This is a genomic window from Rathayibacter tritici (assembly GCF_002932875.1).
Classification (GTDB): domain Bacteria; phylum Actinomycetota; class Actinomycetes; order Actinomycetales; family Microbacteriaceae; genus Rathayibacter; species Rathayibacter tritici.
This window is the reverse complement of the sequence record NZ_PSWS01000036.1, coordinates 80,296-100,865: the sequence shown is the minus strand read 5'-3', so window position 1 is coordinate 100,865 and position 20,570 is coordinate 80,296. Positions and strand designations below refer to the sequence as shown.

The window sequence follows — 20,570 nt, the reverse complement described above, 5'->3', positions numbered from 1 at the left end:
GATATTCCACACCGACTACCGGCGGCCACTGCGCACCTTCCGAGATGCCTTCAACGCCGTCCGCGGACTCATCTTTTTCACTCGGCAAAAAACCAATTTTGCATAAGCCTCAAGGTATCGAATGCGCAACTTATCAATAGAAATCTCAGACTGCTCTTTTGCGCTAACGGCCAAAATAATGTCGCCCGTCAACGGCACCTCAGCCGGCGTCCCGCCGCGTCGACATCTGCTCGTCGTTCAGCTTGTCGAGGGCGCGGCGCAGGGCGCGGACATCGCGGAAGCCGGAGAGCCGTGCGATCTCGGCTGACGTGAAGCGTTGGCCGCATGTGGTGGGCGCGGCGTGGTCCCGGGCCCGACGCACGCGCTCGGCCGTGAGCGCCAGCTTGGCGGAGGATCCGGCCTGAGCGAAGACATGCCGCAGATTTCGGGATGACGTGCCGATGGCGTGGGCGAGATGCTCGACGGTGAAGGCCGGATCCGTCGCCCGCAGGGAAATGACTCGAAGCGCCGCGCGGTGCACGTTCTCCGCATCCTCAGGAAGATCGGGGGCGGTCGCGTCCAGCGCGTGCAGCAGGAGGGCGGTCGTCAGATGACGCAGCCCGATCCCGAAGTCGATGTAGCCGGCGTCTTCGCTGCTCATCGATGAATTGAGCGCGATGTTCGCCGTCGCAGCAACGGCGTCGCGGAACTCCTTCGCCGGCTCGGAGAAGACCATTCCCGATTCCAGCTCCAGGCGCGCCTGAGGTGGAAGACCGGCCAGGTCGTATTCGATCTGATAACGGGCCACCGGTCGCTGTGCGCGGAAGCGGAAGGGTCGCGCGGTTCCGCCGGGGAGCACCGCCAGGTCACCGGGCTTCACCACCTTGGGCGTCTCACCCCACAGCGGCACCTGCACGGTCGCATCGCCTTCGACCTGCACGAGAAGCAATGCCGTGCGAGAACGACGCGCGATAGAGTAATCGCCCTCGCTGTGCCAGAGCCGGGCCGCTCGATATCCGGCAAAGCGGATTTCGTCGGAGACGAGCCTGAAAGAGCTGTCCACGTCACCGAAGAAGTGCCTCTCGGCCAGCCTGAGCCGAGCATTCTCGCCCTGTAGTGAATACTTCCGGCGAACCGACTCGGATGCCATAGACCTCTCCCTGCTTCGGCCGAGACCTGAAAATCACCACGATCTCGTCGAGGTCGAACGAGCCGAGAAGTGATTCTCCACAGATGATCCGCTCCAGGGAAGAGCATGAGACAAGTTCCGGCAAAGGAACCTCTTTTTCCGGCTCCCACCGGGCTCAGCTGGACCGGCGACCCATCGGCGCCGACCGCAGCCGCGTCACCGCTCGCCGTTCACCTTCGCGAGAGCACGTCGCAACGCTCGCGCATCCCGGAAGCCGGAAAGGCGGGCGATCTCCGCTGTGGTGAATCGACCGCCGTCTTCCCCGACCGCAGCATGAACGCGCGCTCGGCGCACCCGCTCGCCGGTGAGTGCGGCCTTTGCGGAGCTTCCGGTATGAGCGAAGACCTCCCGCAGCGTTCGCGAGGAGGCCCCCACGGCGTGCGCCAGCGACTCCAAGGTGAAGTCGGGATCCGTCGCCCGCGCCGAAATGACCCGGAGGGCGGCTCGGTGCAGGCTGTCCGCATCCTCGGGAAGATCGGGCGCCGTGGCCTCGAGGGCGTGCAAAAGGAGCGCCGTCGAAAGATGCCGGAGCCCGAGAGCGAAGTCCGCGAAGCCGGCCTCGCCCTCCGTCAGCGAGGAATTGAAGGCGATGTTCGCGGTCGACGCGACAGCGTCACGATATCCTTTCGCCGGACGCGAGAAGACGACTCCCGGTTCGAGTTCGACCCGAGCCTGTGTGGGCAATCCGGCCAGGTCGAAGTCGATCTGGTATCGCGCGACCGGGCGTTCCGCCGAGAGGTGGAACGGCGCTGTCCCTCCTGGAAGAACGGCGACGTCACCCGGTCCGAGAATCCTCGGCAGGGCTCCCCACCCGGGCGAGCGGAGAGTGCACTCACCCTCGATCTGGACGAGCAGCAGGGCCGCGGAAGAGCGGCGCGCGATGACATAGGCGCCCTCGGTATGCCACATCCTGGCCATTCTGAAACCGTCGAACAGGATCTCGTCGGACACCAGCCGAAAGGCGGAGTCCAACTGCCCGAAAAGATCCCTCTCGGCGAGCCAGGCCCGGGAGTCTTCGCCGAGCAGGGAGAACGTGCGACGTGATGATCCGCTGGCCATAGATCCCCTTTGTGTCCGTGATCACCCGGATCGAGCCGGGGCCTCGCCGGGCGTCGGCGCGACGTCGAGTCATTCTCCGGGCGTCATCGGGCGAGCGGAGGAACATGGGCAAGTTCCGGCGGCGGCGGCACCACTTTCGGCGGCCGCGGAGGGCCGATCGGTGCCGCTGACGAAGCTTCGGATGTCCATCCAGCACACCGACGGAAGTCAGAGCACATGACCAAGAATCGCTTCGAGAAGTACCGAGACGTCGACACAAGCCTGTCGGACTGGGCCCTCCCGGCCGCGGACGGCGTTCACCGTCGCACCCTCGTTCAGGGCGCCGCCTGGACCATCCCGGTCATCGCCGTGACCACCGCGACGCCCGCCGCGGCCGCGTCCAACTCGCCGACGCTGACGTTCACGAAGGCGTCGTACACCGGGGTGGGCTGCAGGTTCATCAAAGGCGCGCAAGTCAAGCGCACCACAGACGGAAGCACCGCGGATGCGGGGAAGAGCGTCACCATCACCCTCCGAGACGGGTACACCTTCACAGACGGCACAACGACGTATACGGCCACGACCGACAGCAATGGACTGATCACACTGCCCGACATCAAGGTCCCGAGAGACGGCGGGAAGTCGAGCTTCGGAGCTGTCAGCGGTGACCTGTCGACGAGCGCTCCGGTAACCGGCGCGAAATCGGAGGCGGCCTTCTCGGTACGGCACGACCAGAGCCCGGTCGAGTACGCCGACGTCCCGAACGGCTCAAAGCCGGTCGGTGGTCGGTATTACCTCACCAGTGACGGCAAGCTCTACTTCGGGAACACTCTCAAGGCCTCGAACGTCACGACAGCCGTCGGCCAATACAACCGGTGGAGCACCGACGGCAGCGTCGACTTCTACGCCACCTACGTCACCAAGGACGGAGTCGCTCACACCATCCGCCACGACCAGGACGCCGCGAGCTACACCGACGTCCCGAAAAACTCCACCCCGGTGGGCGGACGATACTTCCTCACCGACGACGGCAAGCTCTACTTCGGGAATACCCTCAAGGCCTCCGACGTCACGACGGCCGTCGGCCAGTACAACCGGTGGACCACCGACGGCAGCGTCGACTTCTACGCCACCTACGTCTCGACCGATGGCACTGCCCACACCGTGCGCCACGACCAGGACAGCGCATCCTATGCGAACGTCGCATCCGACTCGACCCCGGTCGGTGGCGGCTACTTCCTCACGAGCGGCGGCGATCTCTACGCTCGCGACACCCTCAAAGCCTCGAACGTGAAGGCAGCGGCCGGCGAGTACAACCGGTGGACAACCGACGGCAGCGTCGACTTCTACGCCACCTACGTCGGCGCGGCCTGCTGACCGACGTCACGGTAGAGGGACGCTCTCTGCCCTTGCCATGATCGGGTAGAGACGTACCCGGGCAGAGACGTACCGGATCCGGAACCGCCGGATCCGGTACGCCTACGCGATGCGGATCAGCTTCTTGTTGACGAACTCCTCCAGGGCCGGGCGGCCCATCTCGCGGCCGGTGCCGGAGCGCTTGACGCCGCCGAAGGGCAGCTCCGCGGCGTCGCCGAGAACGAGGTTGACCCAGACCATGCCCGCGTCGATCCGGTCGGCCAGGCGCAGCGCCTGCTCCTGGTCGGTCGTATACAGGTAGGAGCCGAGGCCGTAGGGGGTGTCGTTCGCGAGGTCTATCGCCTCGTCCTCGTCGCGGACGCGGTAGAGCGCGGCGACGGGACCGAAGAACTCCTCGCGGTAAGCGTCCATCTCGGGGGTGACCCCCTCGAGCACGGCCGGGGGGAAGAAGTTGCCGGTCACCTCGCCGCTCGCGCGCACGGTGGCCCCCTGCTCGCGCGCGGCGGCGAGCTGCGCCTCGAGGCGCTCGGTCGCGGCGGAGGAGGAGAGCGGGCCGAGCAGGGTGCCGTCCGCGAACGGGTCGGCCGGCTGGGCGCGGGTGAACGCCTCGGTGAATTTCTCGGCGAACGCGTCGTACAGCTCGTCGATCACGATGAAGCGCTTGGCGGCATTACAGGACTGGCCATTGTTGTCCAGGCGCGCGGCGACCGCGTCCTCGACCGCCTTGTCGAGGTCGTCGGTCGAGAGGAGCACGAACGGGTCGGAGCCGCCGAGCTCGAGCACGACCTTCTTGAGGTGTCGGCCCGCGAGCTCCGCCACGGCGGCACCGGCCCGCTCCGAACCGGTGACCGACACGCCCTGCACGCGCGGGTCGGCGATCACGGTCGCAGCCTGCTCGTTCGAGGCGTACAGGTTCAGATACACGCCGGCGGGAGCGCCCAGTTCCTCGGCCGCGGTGCGGAAGATGTCGGCGATGGCGGCGGCCGACTCCGGGCACTGCGGCGCGTGCTTGAGCAGGATCGTGTTGCCCGCGACCACGTTCGGACCGGCGAAACGGGCCACCTGGTAGTAGGGGAAGTTCCACGGCATGATGCCCAGCAGCACGCCCAGGCCGGCGCGACGGATCAGCGCGGAGCCGGTGCCCTCGGCCAGCTCGATCGGCTCGTCGGCGAGGAAGGCCTCGCCGTGCTCGGCGTAGTAGCGGTAGATGTCGGCGGCGAATCCGACCTCGCTCTGCGCCTGATCGAGCGGCTTGCCCATCTCGCGGACGATGATCGCCGCGAGCTCGTCGGCGCGCTCGGTGTGCCGCTCGGCCACTCGGGCGATCAGCGCCGCGCGGGTCGCCACGGGCACGGTCCGCGACCAGGAGGAGTAGGCGCCGTGCGCCGAGGCGATCGCCGTAGTCAGCTCGGCGTCGCCGATGGTCGCGTACTCGCGGAGGGTCTCGCCGGAGGCCGGATCGATGACGGCGTAATGGGTGCTCATGCGACCAGTGCTCCTTCGCGATGGGGGGGCCGGTGCGGTCGCGCCGTCCTCGTCGATGATCTCCTGCGCCAGGCGCCTGCCGACGCGGATCGCGCCGTCGACGTGCTGATAGCCCTCGGCGGCGAGGTCACTCGTGCCGAAGCGGAGGGGTCCCACCGGCTCCAGCTGCAGCGCGCCGTAGCGGGTCAGCCCGCCCAGGTCGAAGCTCGCGGCGTAGGCGCCCTGCGTCCACTCCTCGGACGCCCAGTCGCTCTCGTAGTAGACGAGCGGATCCAGCGCGGCCGGCCCGAAGTACGCGGCGAGCGCGTCGAGGATCGCCGTCTTGCGCTCCGGTGCATCGAGGCTCAACACGCGGTCGGCCTTCTCATCCGAGACGAAGCCGACCAGGGTGCCGCGCTCCTCCCCGTGGTTGGAGTTGTCGTAGGCCTCGTGCACGAGCGAGTGCGGGCTGAACGCGGTGCCGGAGAGTCCGTCGGCCCGCCAGAAGGGAGTCGCGTAGGTGGCGTGCACCTTGATCACGAGGCCGAGCGACTGGTGCTGCAGAGCCTGCTGGCGCAGGCGCGGTAGCGAGGCGTCGAACGACATGCGGCCGACGAGGTTCGGCGGTACGGCGATGATCGCTCGGCGGGCGCGGAGGGTAACGCCGTCGGCGCGGACGTCGACCCCGTCGTCGCCGTAGTGCACGGAGCGGACCGGGTGACCGAGCAGGACGCGCTCGGCGCCGAGGCGCTCTGCGAGCCGCTCCGGGACCTGCTGGAGGCCGCCGATCACGCGCTTGTCAAGGATGAAGTCGGCGTCGACCAGGTTGCTGAAGCTCCCCGCGCTCGCCGCCATCAGCAGCGCCTGGAGGAGGGAGAAGGCGTGCGCGGGCTTGGTGAGCATTGCGTCGGCGAGGAAGAGGGCGATGTTCGCCCGCGCCTCCTCGTCGTCGCTCTGCTGCTCCAGCCACGCGGCGAAGGTGATGCGGTCGTAGTCGCGGGCGCGCGGGTGCGCCCACGGCGCGGCGGGGTCCGTCTCGGCGACGAGGCGGTCGAGGACCTCGATCAGCCGGGAGATCTCGGACTCGGTGCGCTCGCTCCCGGGGAAGATGTCCCCGGTGAAGCGGCGGGCGGAGCCGTCCGCGCCGACGTAGACGCTCTCGCCCTCGCGGTAGCGGGAGTAGGTGCCCAGGCCGAGTTCATCGAGGGTCTCGATCAGCGCCGTCTGATCCGGCGAGACCCACTGGCCGCCGAGTTCGAGAAGCTGCCCCTCGATGACGCGGGTCTCGAGCCGGCCGCCCACGCGCTCGCGCGCCTCGACGACGACCACGTCATAGCCCTGCTGGTGCAGCCGGAGGGCCGCGGTGAGTCCGGTGGCGCCGGCTCCGATCACGACGACGTCGTGCTCGCTGGAGGACATGACTTCTCTTTTCGTCGGTGATCGCAGGAACGGACGCGCGATTGCGAACGATTCTGACACAGGAGCGGAGGAAAACGGCAGCGCTGCCGCACTACATAGACATGCTATGTTATTACGCCGCCGCCCCGCGCAGGGCTCGATCCTGAAGCAGCCGCTGGCCGTCTGGGCCGTCGCCTTCGCCGCAGTGATCGCGTTCATGGGCATCGGCCTGGTCGACCCGATCCTCCCGGCCATCGCCGAGAGCCTGCGAGCGACTCCGACCGAGACGTCGCTGCTGTTCACGAGCTACCTCGTGATCACCGGCGTCGTGATGTTCTTCACCAGCTGGCTGTCCAGCCGCATCGGCGCCAAGAAGACGCTGATGATCGGGCTGGTGCTGATCGTGGTGTTCGCGGCGCTCGCCGGTACCGCAGGCAGCGTCGAGGGCGTCATCGGCTTCCGCGCCGGCTGGGGCTTCGGGAACGCGCTGTTCATCTCGACCGCGCTCTCGACCATCGTCGGCGCGGCCAGCGGAGGCTCCTCCGCGGCGATCGTGCTCTACGAGGCCGCACTGGGCATCGGCATCGCCATCGGCCCGTTGCTCGGCGGGCTCCTCGGCAGCGTCTCGTGGCGCGGCCCGTTCTTCGGCACCGCCGTGCTGATGGCCGTCGGCGTCATCGCCATCGCGACGCTGCTGCGCGAGGACGGCCCGACGCCCGCTCCGACTCCGCTCTCGGCGCCATTCGCGGCCCTCAGGGTCCCGGCCATCCGCACCCTGGCGGGCGCCGCCCTGTTCTACAACATCGGCTTCTTCGTGCTGCTCGCCTACACGCCCTACCCGCTCGGGCTGGACGAGATGGGCCTGGGTTTCACGTTCTTCGGCTGGGGCCTGGGCGTCGCGGTCACGTCCGTGTTCGTCGCTCCGCTGCTCACGCGGCGCCTCCCGCGCACCGTGGTGCTGCGCTCGGTGCTGCTGCTGCTCGCGCTCGACCTGGTCGCGGGCGGGCTGGTGATCTCGTCGCGGGTCGGCCTGATCGCCTGCATCATCGTCGGCGGGCTGCTGCTGGGCGTCGTCAACACGGTGCTCACCGAGTGCGTGATGGAGGCGACGGAGCTGCCTCGCTCCGTCGCGTCCTCCGCCTACTCCGGTGTCCGCTTCCTCGGCGGCGCGATCGCCCCGCCGGCCGCCTCCGCCCTGGCCGCCGCGATCTCGCCGGCCTTCCCGATGTACGCGGCGGCTGGAGCGGTGGCCGTCGCCGCGCTGATCGTGCTGCTCGGCCGCCGCACCCTGGCCCGCGCCGACGCGCACGAGCCAGAGCCCGAACTCGTCGAAGCCCAGGCCATCACCTTCGGCGAGTGAGGCCGCGGCACAACGTCAGCTGAGAAGCCCTGTCATCCACGATGGTGGATGAGGAGGCCTCTCAGCTGACGTTGTGTTGGAGCACGTGGGAGCGGCGGCGAGGAGCCGCGGATGAACCAGGTGCGAGCGCCCGCGCGTCGCTCATCGGAGGGCGTGCTTGATGTTGGTGCGGGCCAGTGCGACGGCCTCGCCGGCTCCTGCGTTCATGACGATCTTCGACACGGCCAGAGCGAAGCCCTTCACCTGTGCGCCCGTGATCATGGGCGGCAGCGAGAGGGCGAGCGGATCCGTCACCACGTCGACGAGGACCGGGCCGCCGTCGGCGAGCGCCGAACGCAGCGCCTCCTCGACGTCACGCGGGTCCTCGACGCGGATCCCGCGGATCCCGATCGCCTCCGCCACCTTCGCGTAGTCGACCATCGGCACGTCGACGGCGAAGTCCGGGAAGCCGTCGACCAGCATCTCGACCTTCACCAGCCCGAGGGTGGAGTTGTTGAACACCACGATGGTCACGGGCAACCGGTAGGCCGCGACGGTGACCAGCTCGCCCATCAGCATCGAGAGCCCGCCGTCGCCGCTCAGCGAGACGACCTGGCGCCCCGGGTGCGAGAGCTGCGCGCCGACCGCCTGCGGGAGTGCGTTCGCCATCGACCCGTGCGTGTAGGAGCCGAGCAGGCGCCGCTTCCCGTTGGGGGTGATGTAGCGGGCCTGCCAGACATTCCCCATGCCGGTGTCGGCGGTGACGATCGCGTCCTCGGCGAGCAGGTCGTCGAGGGTGGCGGCGACGAACTCGGGGTGGATCGGGCTGCGCGTACCGACCTCGGTGTATTTCCCGACGACCCCGGTGACCAGCTTCTCGTGCTTCTTCAGCGTCTTGTCGAGGAAGCGGTGGTCCTTCCGCGTCACGAGCGGGGTGAGCGCGGTGAGCGTCGCAGCCACGTCGCCGTGCACGGGGTGCGCGACGCTGACCCGGCGCCCGAGCTTCGAGGCGTCGCTGTCGACCTGGGCGATCACGACCTTCGTGGCGTCGGGGAGGAACTGCTCGTAGGGGAAGTCGGTGCCGAGCAGGAGGAGCAGCTCGGCGTCGTGGATGCCGGCGTGCGCGGCTCCGTAGCCGAGCAGGCCCGTCATGCCGACGTCGTAGGGGTTGTCGTACTGGATCCACTCCTTCCCGCGGAGGCTGTGCCCGACGGGCGCGCCGATCAGCTCGGCGAAGGCGACGACCTCGTCGTGCGCGTTCTGCACGCCGGCGCCGGCGAAGATCGCGACCGTCTTCGCCTCATCGATCGCGGCGGCGAGCGCCTGGACGTCGGCGGCGGCGGGGACCAGGACGGGCGCGGACGGCAGGACGAACGCGGGGAAGCCGTCCACCGCCTCCAGCTCGGCGATGTCGCCGGGGAGAGTGACCACGGCGACTCCGTGCAGGGCCACCGCGCTGCGCATCGCGGCGTTCACCACGCGCGGAGCCTGGGCGGCGGTCGAGATCAGCTCGCGGTAATTCGAGCACTCGACGAAGAGCCGGTCGGGGTGCGTCTCCTGGAAGTAGGAGGAACCGATCTCGTTGCTGGGGATGTGGCTCGCGATGGCGAGCACCGGGGCGCCGGAGCGGTGCGCGTCGAAGAGGCCGTTGATCAAGTGCAGGTTGCCGGGACCGCAGCTGCCCGCGCAGACGGCGAGGCGGCCGGTGAGTTGCGCCTCCGCGCCCGCGGCGAAAGCGGCGGCCTCCTCGTTGCGCACGTGGATCCAGTCGATGCCTCCCTTCTTGGAGCCGCCGCTGCGGCGCACCGCGTCGACGATCGGATTCAGCGAGTCGCCGACGATCCCGTAGATGCGGGAGACGCCGGCGTCGATGAGCTGGGCGATGAGCTGGTCTGCGACCGTCTTCTGTGCCATGACTCCATTCGACCTGATCCGCAGGCAGACCCGCCACTCCCCCCGCGAAGGCTCAGCCCCCGCGCAAGCTCAGCCCCGGTCGCGCGCGGGGAACAGGCGCAGCAGCAGTCCGGAGCCGATCCAGACGGCAGCGATCCCGGCGACGAGCCAGGACGCTCCGAGCCCGGAGGCGGCTCCCGCCAGCACGGCGCCGACGGCTGCCGCGGCCGAGCGCAGGCCCGCACCGATCGTGAACACCTGCGAGCGGACCGCGGCGGGGCTCTCCTGGTCGCGCAGCAGCAGCATGGCAGCGGTCGCGGGGGCCGTGAACGCTCCCGCCACGGCGAAGGCGACGACGGTGACGACGATGCCCAGGTCGGGCACCGCCACCAGCAGGACGGCGCCGGTCGCGACGTAGGCCGCGCCCATCGTCCAGGCCGGCGACCGGTGAGTCCAGCGGCGGACCGCCACCGCGAGTGCGCCGAGCAGGCCGCCGACGGCGAAGGCGGTCAGGATCCACGCGGCTGCGGCGGTGCTACCCCACCGCTGCACGGAGAGGCTGATCGCGGCGACCCCCGCGGCTCCGCCCGCCACCTGACTGAGGGTGCCGGCCGAGGTGACCACCGCGAGCGGCCGGTGCCGCACGAGGTGGGTGATGCCCGCTACGACGGTCTGCAGCACGCCGACCGTGGGTGTCGGACGCGCCTGCATCGCCAGGCTGAGCGAGCCGACGGCGCCGATCAGCGCGAGCACCGCCATCGCCAGCATGGCCGTCCGCGCCCCGCCGACCGCGAGCGCGAGGCCGACGAGGGCGGGTCCGGCGATCGAGGCGACCGTGTACGAGAGCGAGTCCTGCGCGTAGGCGCGGCGCGGCTCCGGGATCGCACTGGTGACGAAGCTCGACATGCCGCCCATGTAGACGGGCGTCGCCAGCCCCGCCATCAGGAGCAGCGCAACGATCAGCGGAGTCGGCACCTCGCCGAGGAAGGCGGCGACCGCGAAGGCGACGGCGGTCGTGAAGGCGGCGCCGATCAGGAGCCGACGGGGGCGGCGGACCCGGTCGAGCACCGTGCCGACCAGCGGGGCGGCGATCACGGCGGGGAAGAGCGCCGCCCCGGTCAGCGCGCCGCCGAGTGCGACGTCGTCGAGGCGTTCGACTGCGAGGACAGGGAGCGCGACGATCATGCCGGCGCCCGCTAGGCGGAGGGGGATCGACGCGGCCTGATAGCTGACCGCGCTCACACGGCACCGGAAATTGTCATCACCTCCGATGCTGCCACGGACAAACGGGGGGCAGGCGCGGCCCTCAGGCGCGCCGTCCGCGCAGGGCGAGCTGCACCGCCGCGAGCAGGAGCAGCGCCGCGAAGAGGATCCCGGAGACGCGCGCCGGCAGGAGGAAGGAGAGGGAGACTCCGACGAAGGAGAACGCGGTCGCGGTCAGCCCTACCACCAGGCCCGCGCGCACGTCGAGCAGTCCGCGGCGGGCGTTCGCGATCGAACCGGTGACCGCTGTGGGGATCATCGCGGCGAGCGAGGTGCCCTTGGCCAGCAGGTCCGCGAGCCCGAAGGCGCCGACCAGGACCGGCACGGCGATCGCTCCGCCGCCGATACCGAAGAGTCCGGAGGCGACCCCCATCCCGGCACCGAGCGCCGCGAATCCCGGCCACACCCCCCAGCCCTCGGCGACGTCGCCGGTGTCGTTCGAACCGAAGACGGCCATCCGCACCGCTGCCGCCACCAGGAGCCCCACGAACAGCCAGCGCAGCACCCCCAGCGGCAGCCGCGCGAGCAGCCAGGAGCCGGCGAGGGCTCCCAGCATTGCGGCGGCCGCGATCACCGCCGCGGGGATCCAGGCGACCTGCCCGGCCAGCGCGTAGCCGAACGCGCCGGCGACCGAGGTCGGGGCGATCGCGAGCAGCGAGGTGGCGGAGGCGCGGCGCTGGTCCATTCCGGCCCACGCGATCAGCATCGGCACCATCACGATCCCGCCGCCGACGCCGAAGGCGCCCGAGAGGGTCCCGCCGACGGCGCCGATCAGCGCCAGGACGAGGAGGGCCCGCGGGGGCACGCGAACGGTCGGCTGCTGGGCGGTCGCGTCGGTCACGGGTCCATGCCACCACAGTGCCGCGCCGAGGGCGAATCGCTCACCGTTCAGCGTGGACCGACCGGCTCTCTGACAGTTGCCTGGGCACAGCGTCTCGGACCGTGACATCCGCCGCGTCCGATGCGTCTCACCTTCGAACATCGCCCGACCGACCGATCGGGCACCGAGTGAACCACTGAGCGAAAGAGGAGATCATGGCCGAGACCCCCGCGACCACCACCAGCAACAGCAGCACCGGACCCGGACGCACCGTGATCGAGGACGGCGTCATCGCCAAGGTCGCCGGCATCGCCGCCCGCGAGGTCCCCGGTGTGCACGCCCTCGGTGGAGGAGCGGCCCGGGCGATCGGCGCGATCCGCAACGCGATCGGAAACGACGATCGCAGCCAGGGTGTCAAGGTCGAGGTGGGCGAGCGCCAGGTCGCCGCCGACATCACCATCGTCGCCGAGTACCCGGCGCCCCTGCAGAAGGTCGCCGAGGACGTCCGCTCGGCCGTCGCCGACGCCATCCAGCACATCGCCGGTATGGAGGTCGCCGAGATCAATGTGACCGTCCAGGACGTGCACATCCCCGAGGACGACAGCCGGGAGTCCGACCCGCGCGTCGTCTGACCCGTCCCCCATCGACGCCCCGGGCCGAACGGCACCGGGGCGTCGGCATGCCCCCACCCGGAGAAATCCTGCATTCGCCCCGACGCGGTCTCGAGCAGGGCGGCGCGCTGCTCCCCGGTAGCGACGAGAGCGACGGCCTGGGTGGGTTGAACGCGCGTCTGCGTGGGACGACCGGCTGACCGTGGCGTGCTCTGTAGCCGTCGTACTGAATGCCGTAGGCGTCGTTCAAGGTCCTGAAGCCGTCGTACTGAATGCCGTAGGCGTCGTTCAAGGTCCTGAAGCCGTCGTTCTGAATGCTGTAGGCGTCGTTCAGGGTCCTGTAGCCGTCTTCCAAGGTCCTGTCGACCCGGGAGACGAATTCCCCTGGTGTCGGGTAACGTCCGATCCGGTCCCGCCTTCTGCCGGGGTCTCTGAACCCCGAGAGAAGGAGGAGGTCCGATCGTGGACGGTGACCACTTCGTGCTCTCCACTGCGACCCCCTGGGACGACCGCACCGAGATCATGGGCGTCTACGCCTCGGAATCATGGGCCCGCGAGGCCGCAACCACGTGGCTCCGCTCCCCCGACCGTGAGGCGTTTCCCCGCTGCGTGATCGAGGGGTGGAGCGGCGCCCACCTGCTCGGCCGCGAGGTCGTGGAGGGACTGGGCCTGGGCCTGGGCCTGGGCCTGGACGATGCGGACAGCGACGAATCGCTCCGTGGACCCGGCACGATCTGACGGGCAGCGCGCAGGACGCCCGTGCTCAGGAACCTCCTGCTGAGCCACCCCAGTGCAAGGGACGCTCGACATGCGCGGGCAGTGTTGTGGCCGCGTTTCCGGGGGCGCTGGTCACCTGCGCCCGGCGTCGAGGAGGAGCGCGCCGCGCAGATCGCCGAGGTCCTCGCGGCGGCCGAGTTTGACCCGGGTTCGTGACGTCATCGCTCGAGCCTCCGCGCGGCCGCAGTACGCGCTCAGTGCGCAAGGGCCAGGACACCCACGACCAGCGCGCCGAGCCCCGCAATGCCGAGCAGCGAGACGAGGCTCTGCCGCCAGGAGAGTCCCGCGCGGACGACGGCGATCACGGCGATCGCCGCCAGAGTCGCGACATAGACGCCCGCGCCGATGCGCAGGGCGAGCGTGGCGTCGATCCAGCCCAGGGCCGCCGCCCCGAGCGCGAGGACCGGCAGCGAGGCGGACGCGAGCGCTCCGCCGGCGATCCGGAGCATGGTGCGCGCCTCGGCGGCGGAGGGAGTCGCCGCGTGCACGATCTGGTGTGCGATCACTTCGGCGACGAAGCCGGCGGCCGAGATCCCGACGATCGAGACCACCAGGCTCTGCAGGGCGTGCACTGCGTCCGGGTGGTCGCCGACGAGGTAGATCATCACCACGGCCAGGCCGGTGAAGGTCGCGTAGACCCGCTCCTTGAGGGCGCGGGCGATCTCGTCGAGGGGGCGGCGGGTGCGTTCGGCCCAGCGGCCGGCTCGGCCCGGGCGCAGGCGCACCGGCGTCATCCGGCCGGCGGGTGCGGTACGGCTCCCGGCCGATCCGTCAGCGGCCGATCCGTCAGTAGGAGGCGGAGTCGACACGAGCCGCGGAGGAGTCGCCCGAGAGCCGCGCGGCGAGGTCGCCGAGGATGGTCGCGGAGCCGCTGGTGCCGAAGCGGGTGACGCCCAGCTCGCGGTAGGCGAGGAGAGTGTCGAGGTCGCGGACGCCGCCGGACGCCTTCACCTGGACGGCCTCGGAGACGGCGCCGCGCATCAGGCGCAGGTCGTGCTCGGTGGCGCCGCCGCCGGCGAACCCCGTGGCCGTCTTGACGAAGTCGGCTCCGGCGCGCTCGGCGGCGCGGCTGCCCCCGACGATCTGCTCGTCGTCGAGGACGCTCGTCTCGAGGATGACCTTGACGATGCGACCCTCTGCGGCGTCGACGACCGCACGGATGTCGTCCTCGACGTCCTGGAGCAGGCCGCTGCGCAGGCGGCCGATGTTGACGACCATGTCGAGTTCGACCGCGCCGTCGGCGAGGGCCTGTCGCGATTCGGCGACCTTCGCCGCGGTGGAGGTGGTGCCGTGGGGGAAGCCGATGACCGTGCCGACCAGGACCGCGGAGGCGTCGAGCCGGGCGACGGCGTGGTCGATGTCGGAGGGGCGGACGCAGACGCTGAAGACGCCGGATGCTCGCGCTTCGTCGAGCTGGGCGTCGACGTCGGCTCGGGTGAGCTCGGGCTTCAGGATCGCGTGGTCGATGAGAGCCGCGATCTCGGCGAGGGCGGGCAGGGTGGAGTCGGTCATTCGGTTATTTTACGGCCGGAGGAACGACAAAGGCCCGCGATCCATTGGATCGCGGGCCCACGGTGAGCGCGCTGCTACCAGCTCGACTTGGTGATGCCGGGCAGCTCGCCGCGGTGCGCCATGTCGCGGAAGCGGACACGCGAGATGCCGAACTTCGTGAGGTTGCCGCGGGGGCGGCCGTCGACGGCGTCACGCGAGCGGACGCGGACGGGCGAGGCGTTGCGGGGCAGCTTCTGGAGGCCGACGCGGGCGGCCTCGCGGGACTCGTCGGTCCCGGCCGGGTCGACGAGGGCCTTCTTCAGCTCGAGGCGCTTGGCGGCGTAGCGGTCAACGACCACCTTGCGCTGCTCGTTGCGGGCGATTTTGCTCTTCTTAGCCATATTTAGCGCTCCTCGCGGAAGTCGACGTGCTTACGCACTACGGGGTCGTACTTCTTGAGCACGAGACGGTCGGGGTCGTTGCGGCGGTTCTTCTTGGTCACGTAGGTGTAACCGGTGCCGGCCGTCGAACGGAGCTTGATGATGGGACGGACGTCCTGCTGCTTTGCCATTAGATCTTCACCCCACGAGCGAGAATGTCCTTGATGACGGACTCGATGCCACGGGCGTCGATGACCTTGATGCCCTTGGCCGAGAGGGTCAGGGTGACGTTACGGCGAAGCGACGGCACGTAGTACGTCTTCTTCTGCACATTCGGGTCGAAGCGGCGCTTGGTGCGCCGGTGCGAGTGCGAGATGGCGTGCCCGAAGCCGGGGACGGCTCCGGTCACCTGGCAGACTGCTGCCATGATTTCCTCCATGTGTGGTTACCGTGGATCACGCGGGACACATGGCCTCGCCCGACCCACCCAAGGTCACTTGTCGGCGCACCGCCCGGCCGTTCGGTAGGAGCCGGAGCCCCCGCCCGGCGGGCAGCACGCAAGCGCGTGCAGATGCACGCAACCTCGCTAGCTTAGGCGGGCCCGGGCGACTGCCGCAACACGCGGGGCACTTGTGGCCGCAGGGCACCCGCGGATGCGGGACACCGGTGGCCGCGGGGCGCCTGCTGCGCCGGAGATCCCGCCACCGTTTTGCCCGGCGACCTTCCCCCCGGCTACGGTCGCCGCGATGCTCCGGGACCGGGGCTCGAAAGGGAGGCTTGTGGAGCGGTTGAGGCGGCGCGCGCTGCTGCTGGGGATCGCCTCTTCGGCGGTGGCGCTGACCGGATGCACACCTACGGAACCGGCGCCCGCGGACGTGCAACAGCCCGTCACTCCGGCTCTCCCGCGCCCCGCGCCGAGCGGAACCGCCGCGCCGGTGCCGGTGCGGGTGAAGGCGCCGCTGCCCTCGGGCACGATCTCGGAGCTGCCGGGGGACGGGAAGCTGCTCGCGTGGACCGTCGACGACGGCGCCGACTCCGGTGTGGTGGCCGCGTACGCGCAGTTCGCGAGGGACACCGGGACGCGCCTGACCTTCTTCCTCAACGGGCAGTACGACTCGTGGACCGTGAACGCGCCGGCGCTCGGTCCACTGGTCGCCTCGGGGCAGGTGCAGCTGGCGAACCACACCTGGTCGCACGCCGACCTCACGGACCTCTCGACCGCTGGGGTGCAGGAGGAACTGGGGCGTAACGGCGACTTCATCCGCTCGACCTACGGCGTGGAGGCGGCGCCGTTCTACCGGCCGCCGTTCGGCTACACCGACGAGCGGACCCGCGCGGCGGCGGCGGCGATCGGCTACCGGGCGACGGTGCTCTGGTACGGCTCGCTCTCGGACTCGGGGCGGATCACTCCGGAGCAGGTGGTCGGCTTCGCGGATCAATGGTTCCTGCCGCAGCACATCGTGATCGGGCATGCGAACTTCGACCCGGTGACGCAGGTCTACGCGCGGCTCGTCGACATCCTCCACGAGCGCTCGCTGGAGACGGTCACCCTCCGCGACGTCTTCGCGGTCTGAGCGCCGGCAGCAGTCAGCGGAGGCAGTCAGCGGAGGCAGTCAGCGGAGGCAGGCGCGGGCGGCCTCGGAGACGGCGGCGGCGAGCGCGCGCAGCCGGGAGAGGTCGAGGTCGTCGGTCAGCACCAGTTCTGCTGACGGTCTGAAGGAGCGTGAGCTGGTCTACAGGCGAGGACGCCTCTAGCGTCGACACGTGTCTCCGCTGCCCGCCGTGCCGCTGCCCGCCGTACCGCTGCTCGCCGCCCTGTCGGGCCTCGGCTTCGGTCTCTCGCTCATCGTGGCCATCGGCGCCCAGAACGCCTTCGTGCTCCGCCAGGGCCTCCGCCGCGAGCACGTGCCTGCCGTCGTGGCGATCTGCGCACTCTGCGATGCCGCTCTGATCGTGCTGGGGATCGCGGGGATCGGCGCGGTCCTGCAATCGGCGCCGTGGCTGCTGGTGGTGATCCGCTGGGGCGGCATCGTCTTCCTTCTGGTCTACGCGGCGCTCGCCGCCCGGCGTGCTCTGCGCCCGGGGACGCTCGACGGCGATCCGGCCGGCGCATCCACCTCGCTCCGCACGGCGATCGGCACGTGTCTGGCGCTCACGCTGCTCAACCCGCACGTGTACCTCGACACGGTCGTCCTGCTGGGCTCTGTCGCGAACACGCACGGCGAGGAGCGCTGGTGGTTCGGAGCGGGCGCCGCGGCGGGGAGCGTGCTGTGGTTCACCGCCCTCGGGTTCGGCGCCCGGGCGCTGCGTCCGCTGTTCCGGAGCCGCGTCGCGTGGCGGGTGCTCGATGCGGCCGTAGCAGTCGTGATGGTGGCGCTCGCGGTGTCGCTGGCCCTGCACTGAGACGGCGGAGCGCGGAGACGGCGGAGCACGGAGACGGCGGAGCGCGGCGGTTGCACGGGAGCGCCTCCGACGCAAGGGTCCGGGCGCGCGGGCAAGGTGTGTTGGGATGAAGACGGCCGCCACCCGCCGCCGCCCCCTCCCGCTCCCCCTGCCGTGGCGCGGCCGATCCGACAGGACGCCCGTGTCCACGAGCCCCCGCCCCACTCTCTTCGCCCTGCCCGGGCTCGGGCTCGACGGCCGTGCCTTCGACGCGCTGCGCCGGGAGCTCGCCGAGGTCGCCGACCTCGTCGCGCTCGACCTGCCCGGCGACTCCGGAACCTCGCTCGAAGCGCTGACCGCTGCCACGATCCGCCGGATCCGCGACCACGGCGCCTCCCGCTGGCTGCTCCTCGGGCACAGCATGGGCGGCAAGATCGCCTCGCTGGTCGCCTCCCGCACGATGACCGGCCGCTCGGGCCTGTTCGGGCTGGCCGGAGTCGTGCTGCTCGCCGGGTCGCCGCTCTCGCCCGAGCCGATGGCGGAGGAGCGCCGCTCGACCATGCTCGGCTGGGTCGACGACGGCCCACTCGACCAGGCGCAGGCGCGCGAATTCGTCGACCAGAACGTCGGCTCGCCGCTGCCCGTAGACACCGACGCGGAGGCGCTCGCCGAACTACGCCGCTACTCCCCCGAGGGCTGGCGCGACTGGCTCGAGCACGGCAGCCGCGAGGACCGCACGGCCGAGGCCGCGCTCGACGCCGCGCCGGCGCTCCTGATCGCGGGCGGGGAGGACGGCGACCTCGGCACCGACGCACAGGCCCGCCTCAACGGCTCCCTCTACTCCCGCGGTCGGCTGCTCACCCTCGCGGGGGCGGGCCACCTGCTGCCGTTCGAGCGTCCTGCCGAGGTGGCCTCCGCGATCCGGCGATTCTGGGAGGAGGAGGCCGGGGTCGCTCCTGTCGTGCCGGCGGACGTGGGCGCGGTCATCGCCTCCGCCCGCACCTCCACACGGGTGCGCGGTCTGCTCGCCGTGCGTGCGCTCGCCGACGATCCGGAGTACGCGCCGCGAGCCCTGACCGCCGTGCAGCTCATCGACCTCCGGGCGATCGCCGGCCGGGTGGTCCCGCAGGAGGGCGGGCAGATCGACCTGGCCGCCCGCGTCGACACGCAGCTCGCGAACGGCGAGGGCGACGGCTGGCGCAACGCGGACCTGCCGGCCGACCCGGTCGCCTACGGACTCGCGCTCGACACCCTCCGCGGCTTCGCCGACCTCGGCGCCGACGAGCAGGACGCCCAGCTCAGGGCGGTCGCCGACGGCACCGCCACACCAGGCCAGGTCAGTGCACGCCAGCTGACCGCCTGGTTCGAGGACTGCCGTGTCGATCTGGTGAAGCAGTGGCTGGCCCACCCCGCCTCGATGGCGCGGATCGGCTACGACGGCTACGCCAGCGGCGGCGACACGCGTGCGCTGGTGACGGGCTTCCGGCTGCTCGGCGCCGACGATCGCGAGAGCTGGGAACCGACGACGAGGAGTCACCGATGAACACGACCGGCATGCGCCGCTTCGCGCTGGAGGAGACGGTCGACGCCATCGTGATCGGCACCGGGGCCGGCGGCGCTCCGCTCCTGTCGGTGCTCGCCGCTCGCGGGCTGCGCGTGGTGGCGCTCGAGGCCGGGCCGCACGTCGATCCGCTCGGGCACACGGCCGATGAGACGGCGGCCGTGGAGATCAACTGGATGCAGGAGCGCCTCAGCGGAGGCGGGACTCCCACCGCCTTCGGGCAGAACAACAGCGGCCGCGGGGTCGGCGGCTCGACGCTGCACTGGGGGGCGTTCACGCCGCGCCCCGACGCGCGCGACCTGCGGCTGCGGAGCGACTCGGGGGTCGGCCGCGACTGGCCGATCGAGCACGCCGAGCTCACCGCGTACATCGAGCGGGTCGAGGCGTCGATCGGAGTGGCGGGGCCGGCCGAGTACCCGTGGGACCCGACGCGCCGCTACCTTCAAGGCCCGCTCGCCCGGAACGCCTCGGCCGACATGATGCTGCGGGGCTGCGCGGCGATCGGGATGCGCGCGACCGACGCGCCCGCCGCCGTGTTGAGCGGGGCGCGGGACGACGGCCGTCCCGCCTGCGTCAACTGCGGCCAGTGCCATCAGGGCTGCCGCACCGGCGCGAAGGCGAGCATGGACGTGACCTACCTGCCGGAGGCGGTGCGCGCCGGCGCTGAGATCCGCGCCGACTCGTTCGTGCACGGGATCGAGCTGGACGCCGCGGGCCAGGTGTGCGCCGTGGTGTATACGAGCGGTGGACTGGAGCACCGGCAGCGCTGCTCCGCCCTGTTCCTCTGCGCGGGCGGCGTCGAGACGCCTCGGCTCCTGCTCCACACGGGTGTCGCGAACAGCAGCGGGCAGGTGGGCCGGAACTTCTTGGCGCACGGGGCGACGCAGGTGTGGGGGACGTTCGAGAGCGAGATGCGCGGCTACCGCGGTTACCCCTCCTCCGCGATCACCGAGGACACCGTGCGTCCGGCCGACGCCGACTTCGTGGGCGGCTACCTGATCCAGAGCCTCGGCGTGATGCCGCTGACCTACGCCACGACCCTCGCCCGCGGTGCCGGGCTGTGGGGCGCCGAGCTGATGGACGCGCTCGACGGCTACCGCTTCGCCGCGGGGGTGGGGATCAACGCCGAATGCCTGCCCGCCGACCGCAACCGGCTGGAGCTGACCGACGAGCTGGACGAGCACGGAGTGCCGAAGGCGCGCATCACGTTCTCGGCGGGCGCGAACGAGGAGGCGATCGACCGGCATGCGATCCGGACGATGACCGCGATCGTGGAGGCGGCGGGCGCAACGAGCACCCGTGTGCTGGCGCGCACGGCGCACACCCTCGGTACGGTGCGGATGGGGACCGACGCGGGCGACGCGGTGGTCGACTCCGACGGCCGCAGCTTCGACGTGCCGAACCTGTGGGTGTGCGACAACTCGGTGTTCCCGAGCTCGCTGATCGCGAACCCGGCGCTCGCAACGATGGCGCTCTCGCTGCGGACGGCGGACCGCTTCTTGGCGGCGTAGGGCAGGCAGGCAGGCAGGCAGGCAGGCAGGCAGGCAGGCAGGCAGGCAGGCAGGCAGGCAGGCAGGCAGGCAGGCAGGCAGGCAGGCAGGCAGCGCA

19 protein-coding genes and 1 pseudogene are annotated in these 20,570 nt (G+C 70.8%); 8 read left to right on the top strand and 12 right to left on the bottom strand.

The window, feature by feature from the left end; all coding sequences use genetic code 11:
• Window positions 1–199: 199 nt before the first annotated feature.
• Window positions 200–1,129 carry a helix-turn-helix domain-containing protein gene (locus C5D07_RS05115; protein WP_104258841.1) on the bottom strand — a complete coding sequence of 310 codons (930 nt, stop codon included), beginning with the start codon at window positions 1,127–1,129 and terminating at the stop codon, window positions 200–202.
• A 195-nt stretch (window positions 1,130–1,324) separates the two neighbouring features.
• Window positions 1,325–2,227 carry a helix-turn-helix domain-containing protein gene (locus C5D07_RS05110; protein WP_104258840.1) on the bottom strand — a complete coding sequence of 301 codons (903 nt, stop codon included), beginning with the start codon at window positions 2,225–2,227 and terminating at the stop codon, window positions 1,325–1,327.
• A gap of 216 nt (window positions 2,228–2,443) precedes the next feature.
• Here C5D07_RS05110 and C5D07_RS05105 point away from each other — a divergent pair, with 216 nt between their 5' ends.
• Window positions 2,444–3,583: a hypothetical protein gene (locus C5D07_RS05105; protein WP_104258839.1), complete on the top strand. Its 1,140-nt coding sequence runs from the start codon at window positions 2,444–2,446 to the stop codon at window positions 3,581–3,583.
• Window positions 3,584–3,685: 102 nt separating this feature from the next.
• Here C5D07_RS05105 and C5D07_RS05100 read toward each other — a convergent pair whose 3' ends face one another.
• Entirely contained in the window at window positions 3,686–5,068 is a 1,383-nt protein-coding gene (locus C5D07_RS05100) for an NAD-dependent succinate-semialdehyde dehydrogenase (RefSeq protein WP_068256816.1), read from the bottom strand.
• A 51-nt stretch (window positions 5,069–5,119) separates the two neighbouring features.
• Window positions 5,120–6,466 (bottom strand): annotated as a pseudogene (locus C5D07_RS05095) (flavin monoamine oxidase family protein); the annotation flags it as partial.
• A gap of 106 nt (window positions 6,467–6,572) precedes the next feature.
• Here C5D07_RS05095 and C5D07_RS05090 point away from each other — a divergent pair.
• A complete protein-coding gene (locus tag C5D07_RS05090; protein ID WP_104258838.1) occupies window positions 6,573–7,805 on the top strand; it encodes an MFS transporter in 1,233 nt (410 codons plus the stop codon).
• A gap of 141 nt (window positions 7,806–7,946) precedes the next feature.
• Here the strand turns inward: C5D07_RS05090 and C5D07_RS05085 are convergent, their stop codons facing one another.
• The 3 genes from C5D07_RS05085 to C5D07_RS05075 form a co-directional block, all read right to left on the bottom strand.
• Window positions 7,947–9,698 (bottom strand): pyruvate dehydrogenase, encoded by a 1,752-nt coding sequence (locus tag C5D07_RS05085; protein ID WP_104258837.1) that lies wholly within the window; start codon window positions 9,696–9,698, stop codon window positions 7,947–7,949.
• A 69-nt stretch (window positions 9,699–9,767) separates the two neighbouring features.
• Entirely contained in the window at window positions 9,768–10,919 is a 1,152-nt protein-coding gene (locus tag C5D07_RS05080) for an MFS transporter (protein ID WP_104258836.1), read from the bottom strand.
• Window positions 10,920–10,983: 64 nt separating this feature from the next.
• Window positions 10,984–11,781: a TSUP family transporter gene (locus C5D07_RS05075; RefSeq protein ID WP_170063512.1), complete on the bottom strand. Its 798-nt coding sequence runs from the start codon at window positions 11,779–11,781 to the stop codon at window positions 10,984–10,986.
• 194 nt (window positions 11,782–11,975) lie between these two features.
• On the opposite strand from C5D07_RS05075, the gene C5D07_RS05070 reads away from it, so the two are divergent.
• Together C5D07_RS05070 and C5D07_RS05065 are read left to right on the top strand one after the other, a co-directional pair.
• Window positions 11,976–12,392 carry an Asp23/Gls24 family envelope stress response protein gene (locus C5D07_RS05070; protein WP_068250806.1) on the top strand — a complete coding sequence of 139 codons (417 nt, stop codon included), beginning with the start codon at window positions 11,976–11,978 and terminating at the stop codon, window positions 12,390–12,392.
• 441 nt (window positions 12,393–12,833) lie between these two features.
• The gene (locus C5D07_RS05065; RefSeq protein ID WP_068250803.1) at window positions 12,834–13,109 is read left to right on the top strand and encodes a hypothetical protein; all 276 of its coding nucleotides are present in this window, start codon (window positions 12,834–12,836) and stop codon (window positions 13,107–13,109) included.
• 233 nt (window positions 13,110–13,342) lie between these two features.
• On the opposite strand, the gene C5D07_RS05060 is transcribed toward C5D07_RS05065, so the two are convergent.
• The 5 genes from C5D07_RS05060 to rpmB form a co-directional block, all read right to left on the bottom strand.
• Window positions 13,343–13,873: a hypothetical protein gene (locus C5D07_RS05060; protein ID WP_146076769.1), complete on the bottom strand. Its 531-nt coding sequence runs from the start codon at window positions 13,871–13,873 to the stop codon at window positions 13,343–13,345.
• A gap of 61 nt (window positions 13,874–13,934) precedes the next feature.
• The gene (gene deoC, locus C5D07_RS05055) at window positions 13,935–14,660 is read right to left on the bottom strand and encodes a deoxyribose-phosphate aldolase (RefSeq protein WP_181134371.1); all 726 of its coding nucleotides are present in this window, start codon (window positions 14,658–14,660) and stop codon (window positions 13,935–13,937) included.
• Window positions 14,661–14,734: 74 nt separating this feature from the next.
• Window positions 14,735–15,040, bottom strand: a complete 306-nt coding sequence (gene rpsN, locus C5D07_RS05050; RefSeq protein ID WP_068250798.1) for a 30S ribosomal protein S14 — start codon at window positions 15,038–15,040, stop codon at window positions 14,735–14,737.
• Window positions 15,041–15,042: 2 nt separating this feature from the next.
• Window positions 15,043–15,210, bottom strand: a complete 168-nt coding sequence (gene rpmG, locus C5D07_RS05045) for a 50S ribosomal protein L33 (RefSeq protein WP_027692168.1) — start codon at window positions 15,208–15,210, stop codon at window positions 15,043–15,045.
• Window positions 15,210–15,446 (bottom strand): 50S ribosomal protein L28, encoded by a 237-nt coding sequence (gene rpmB, locus C5D07_RS05040; protein ID WP_068250795.1) that lies wholly within the window; start codon window positions 15,444–15,446, stop codon window positions 15,210–15,212. Before rpmB ends, rpmG begins: the two co-directional genes overlap by 1 nt.
• A gap of 352 nt (window positions 15,447–15,798) precedes the next feature.
• Between rpmB and C5D07_RS05035 the strand changes: the two genes are divergently transcribed.
• The 4 genes from C5D07_RS05035 (at window position 15,799) to C5D07_RS05020 (ending at window position 20,473) form a co-directional block, all read left to right on the top strand.
• The gene (locus C5D07_RS05035) at window positions 15,799–16,593 is read left to right on the top strand and encodes a polysaccharide deacetylase family protein (protein WP_211286337.1); all 795 of its coding nucleotides are present in this window, start codon (window positions 15,799–15,801) and stop codon (window positions 16,591–16,593) included.
• A gap of 190 nt (window positions 16,594–16,783) precedes the next feature.
• A complete protein-coding gene (locus C5D07_RS05030) occupies window positions 16,784–17,422 on the top strand; it encodes a LysE/ArgO family amino acid transporter (RefSeq protein WP_237358217.1) in 639 nt (212 codons plus the stop codon).
• A 181-nt stretch (window positions 17,423–17,603) separates the two neighbouring features.
• Window positions 17,604–18,944: an alpha/beta fold hydrolase gene (locus C5D07_RS05025; RefSeq protein WP_170063511.1), complete on the top strand. Its 1,341-nt coding sequence runs from the start codon at window positions 17,604–17,606 to the stop codon at window positions 18,942–18,944.
• On the top strand, window positions 18,941–20,473 hold the full coding sequence (locus C5D07_RS05020) for a GMC family oxidoreductase (protein ID WP_104258831.1): 1,533 nt from the start codon (window positions 18,941–18,943) through the stop codon (window positions 20,471–20,473). The genes C5D07_RS05025 and C5D07_RS05020 overlap by 4 nt, the downstream gene beginning before the upstream one ends.
• Window positions 20,474–20,570 lie beyond the last annotated feature (97 nt).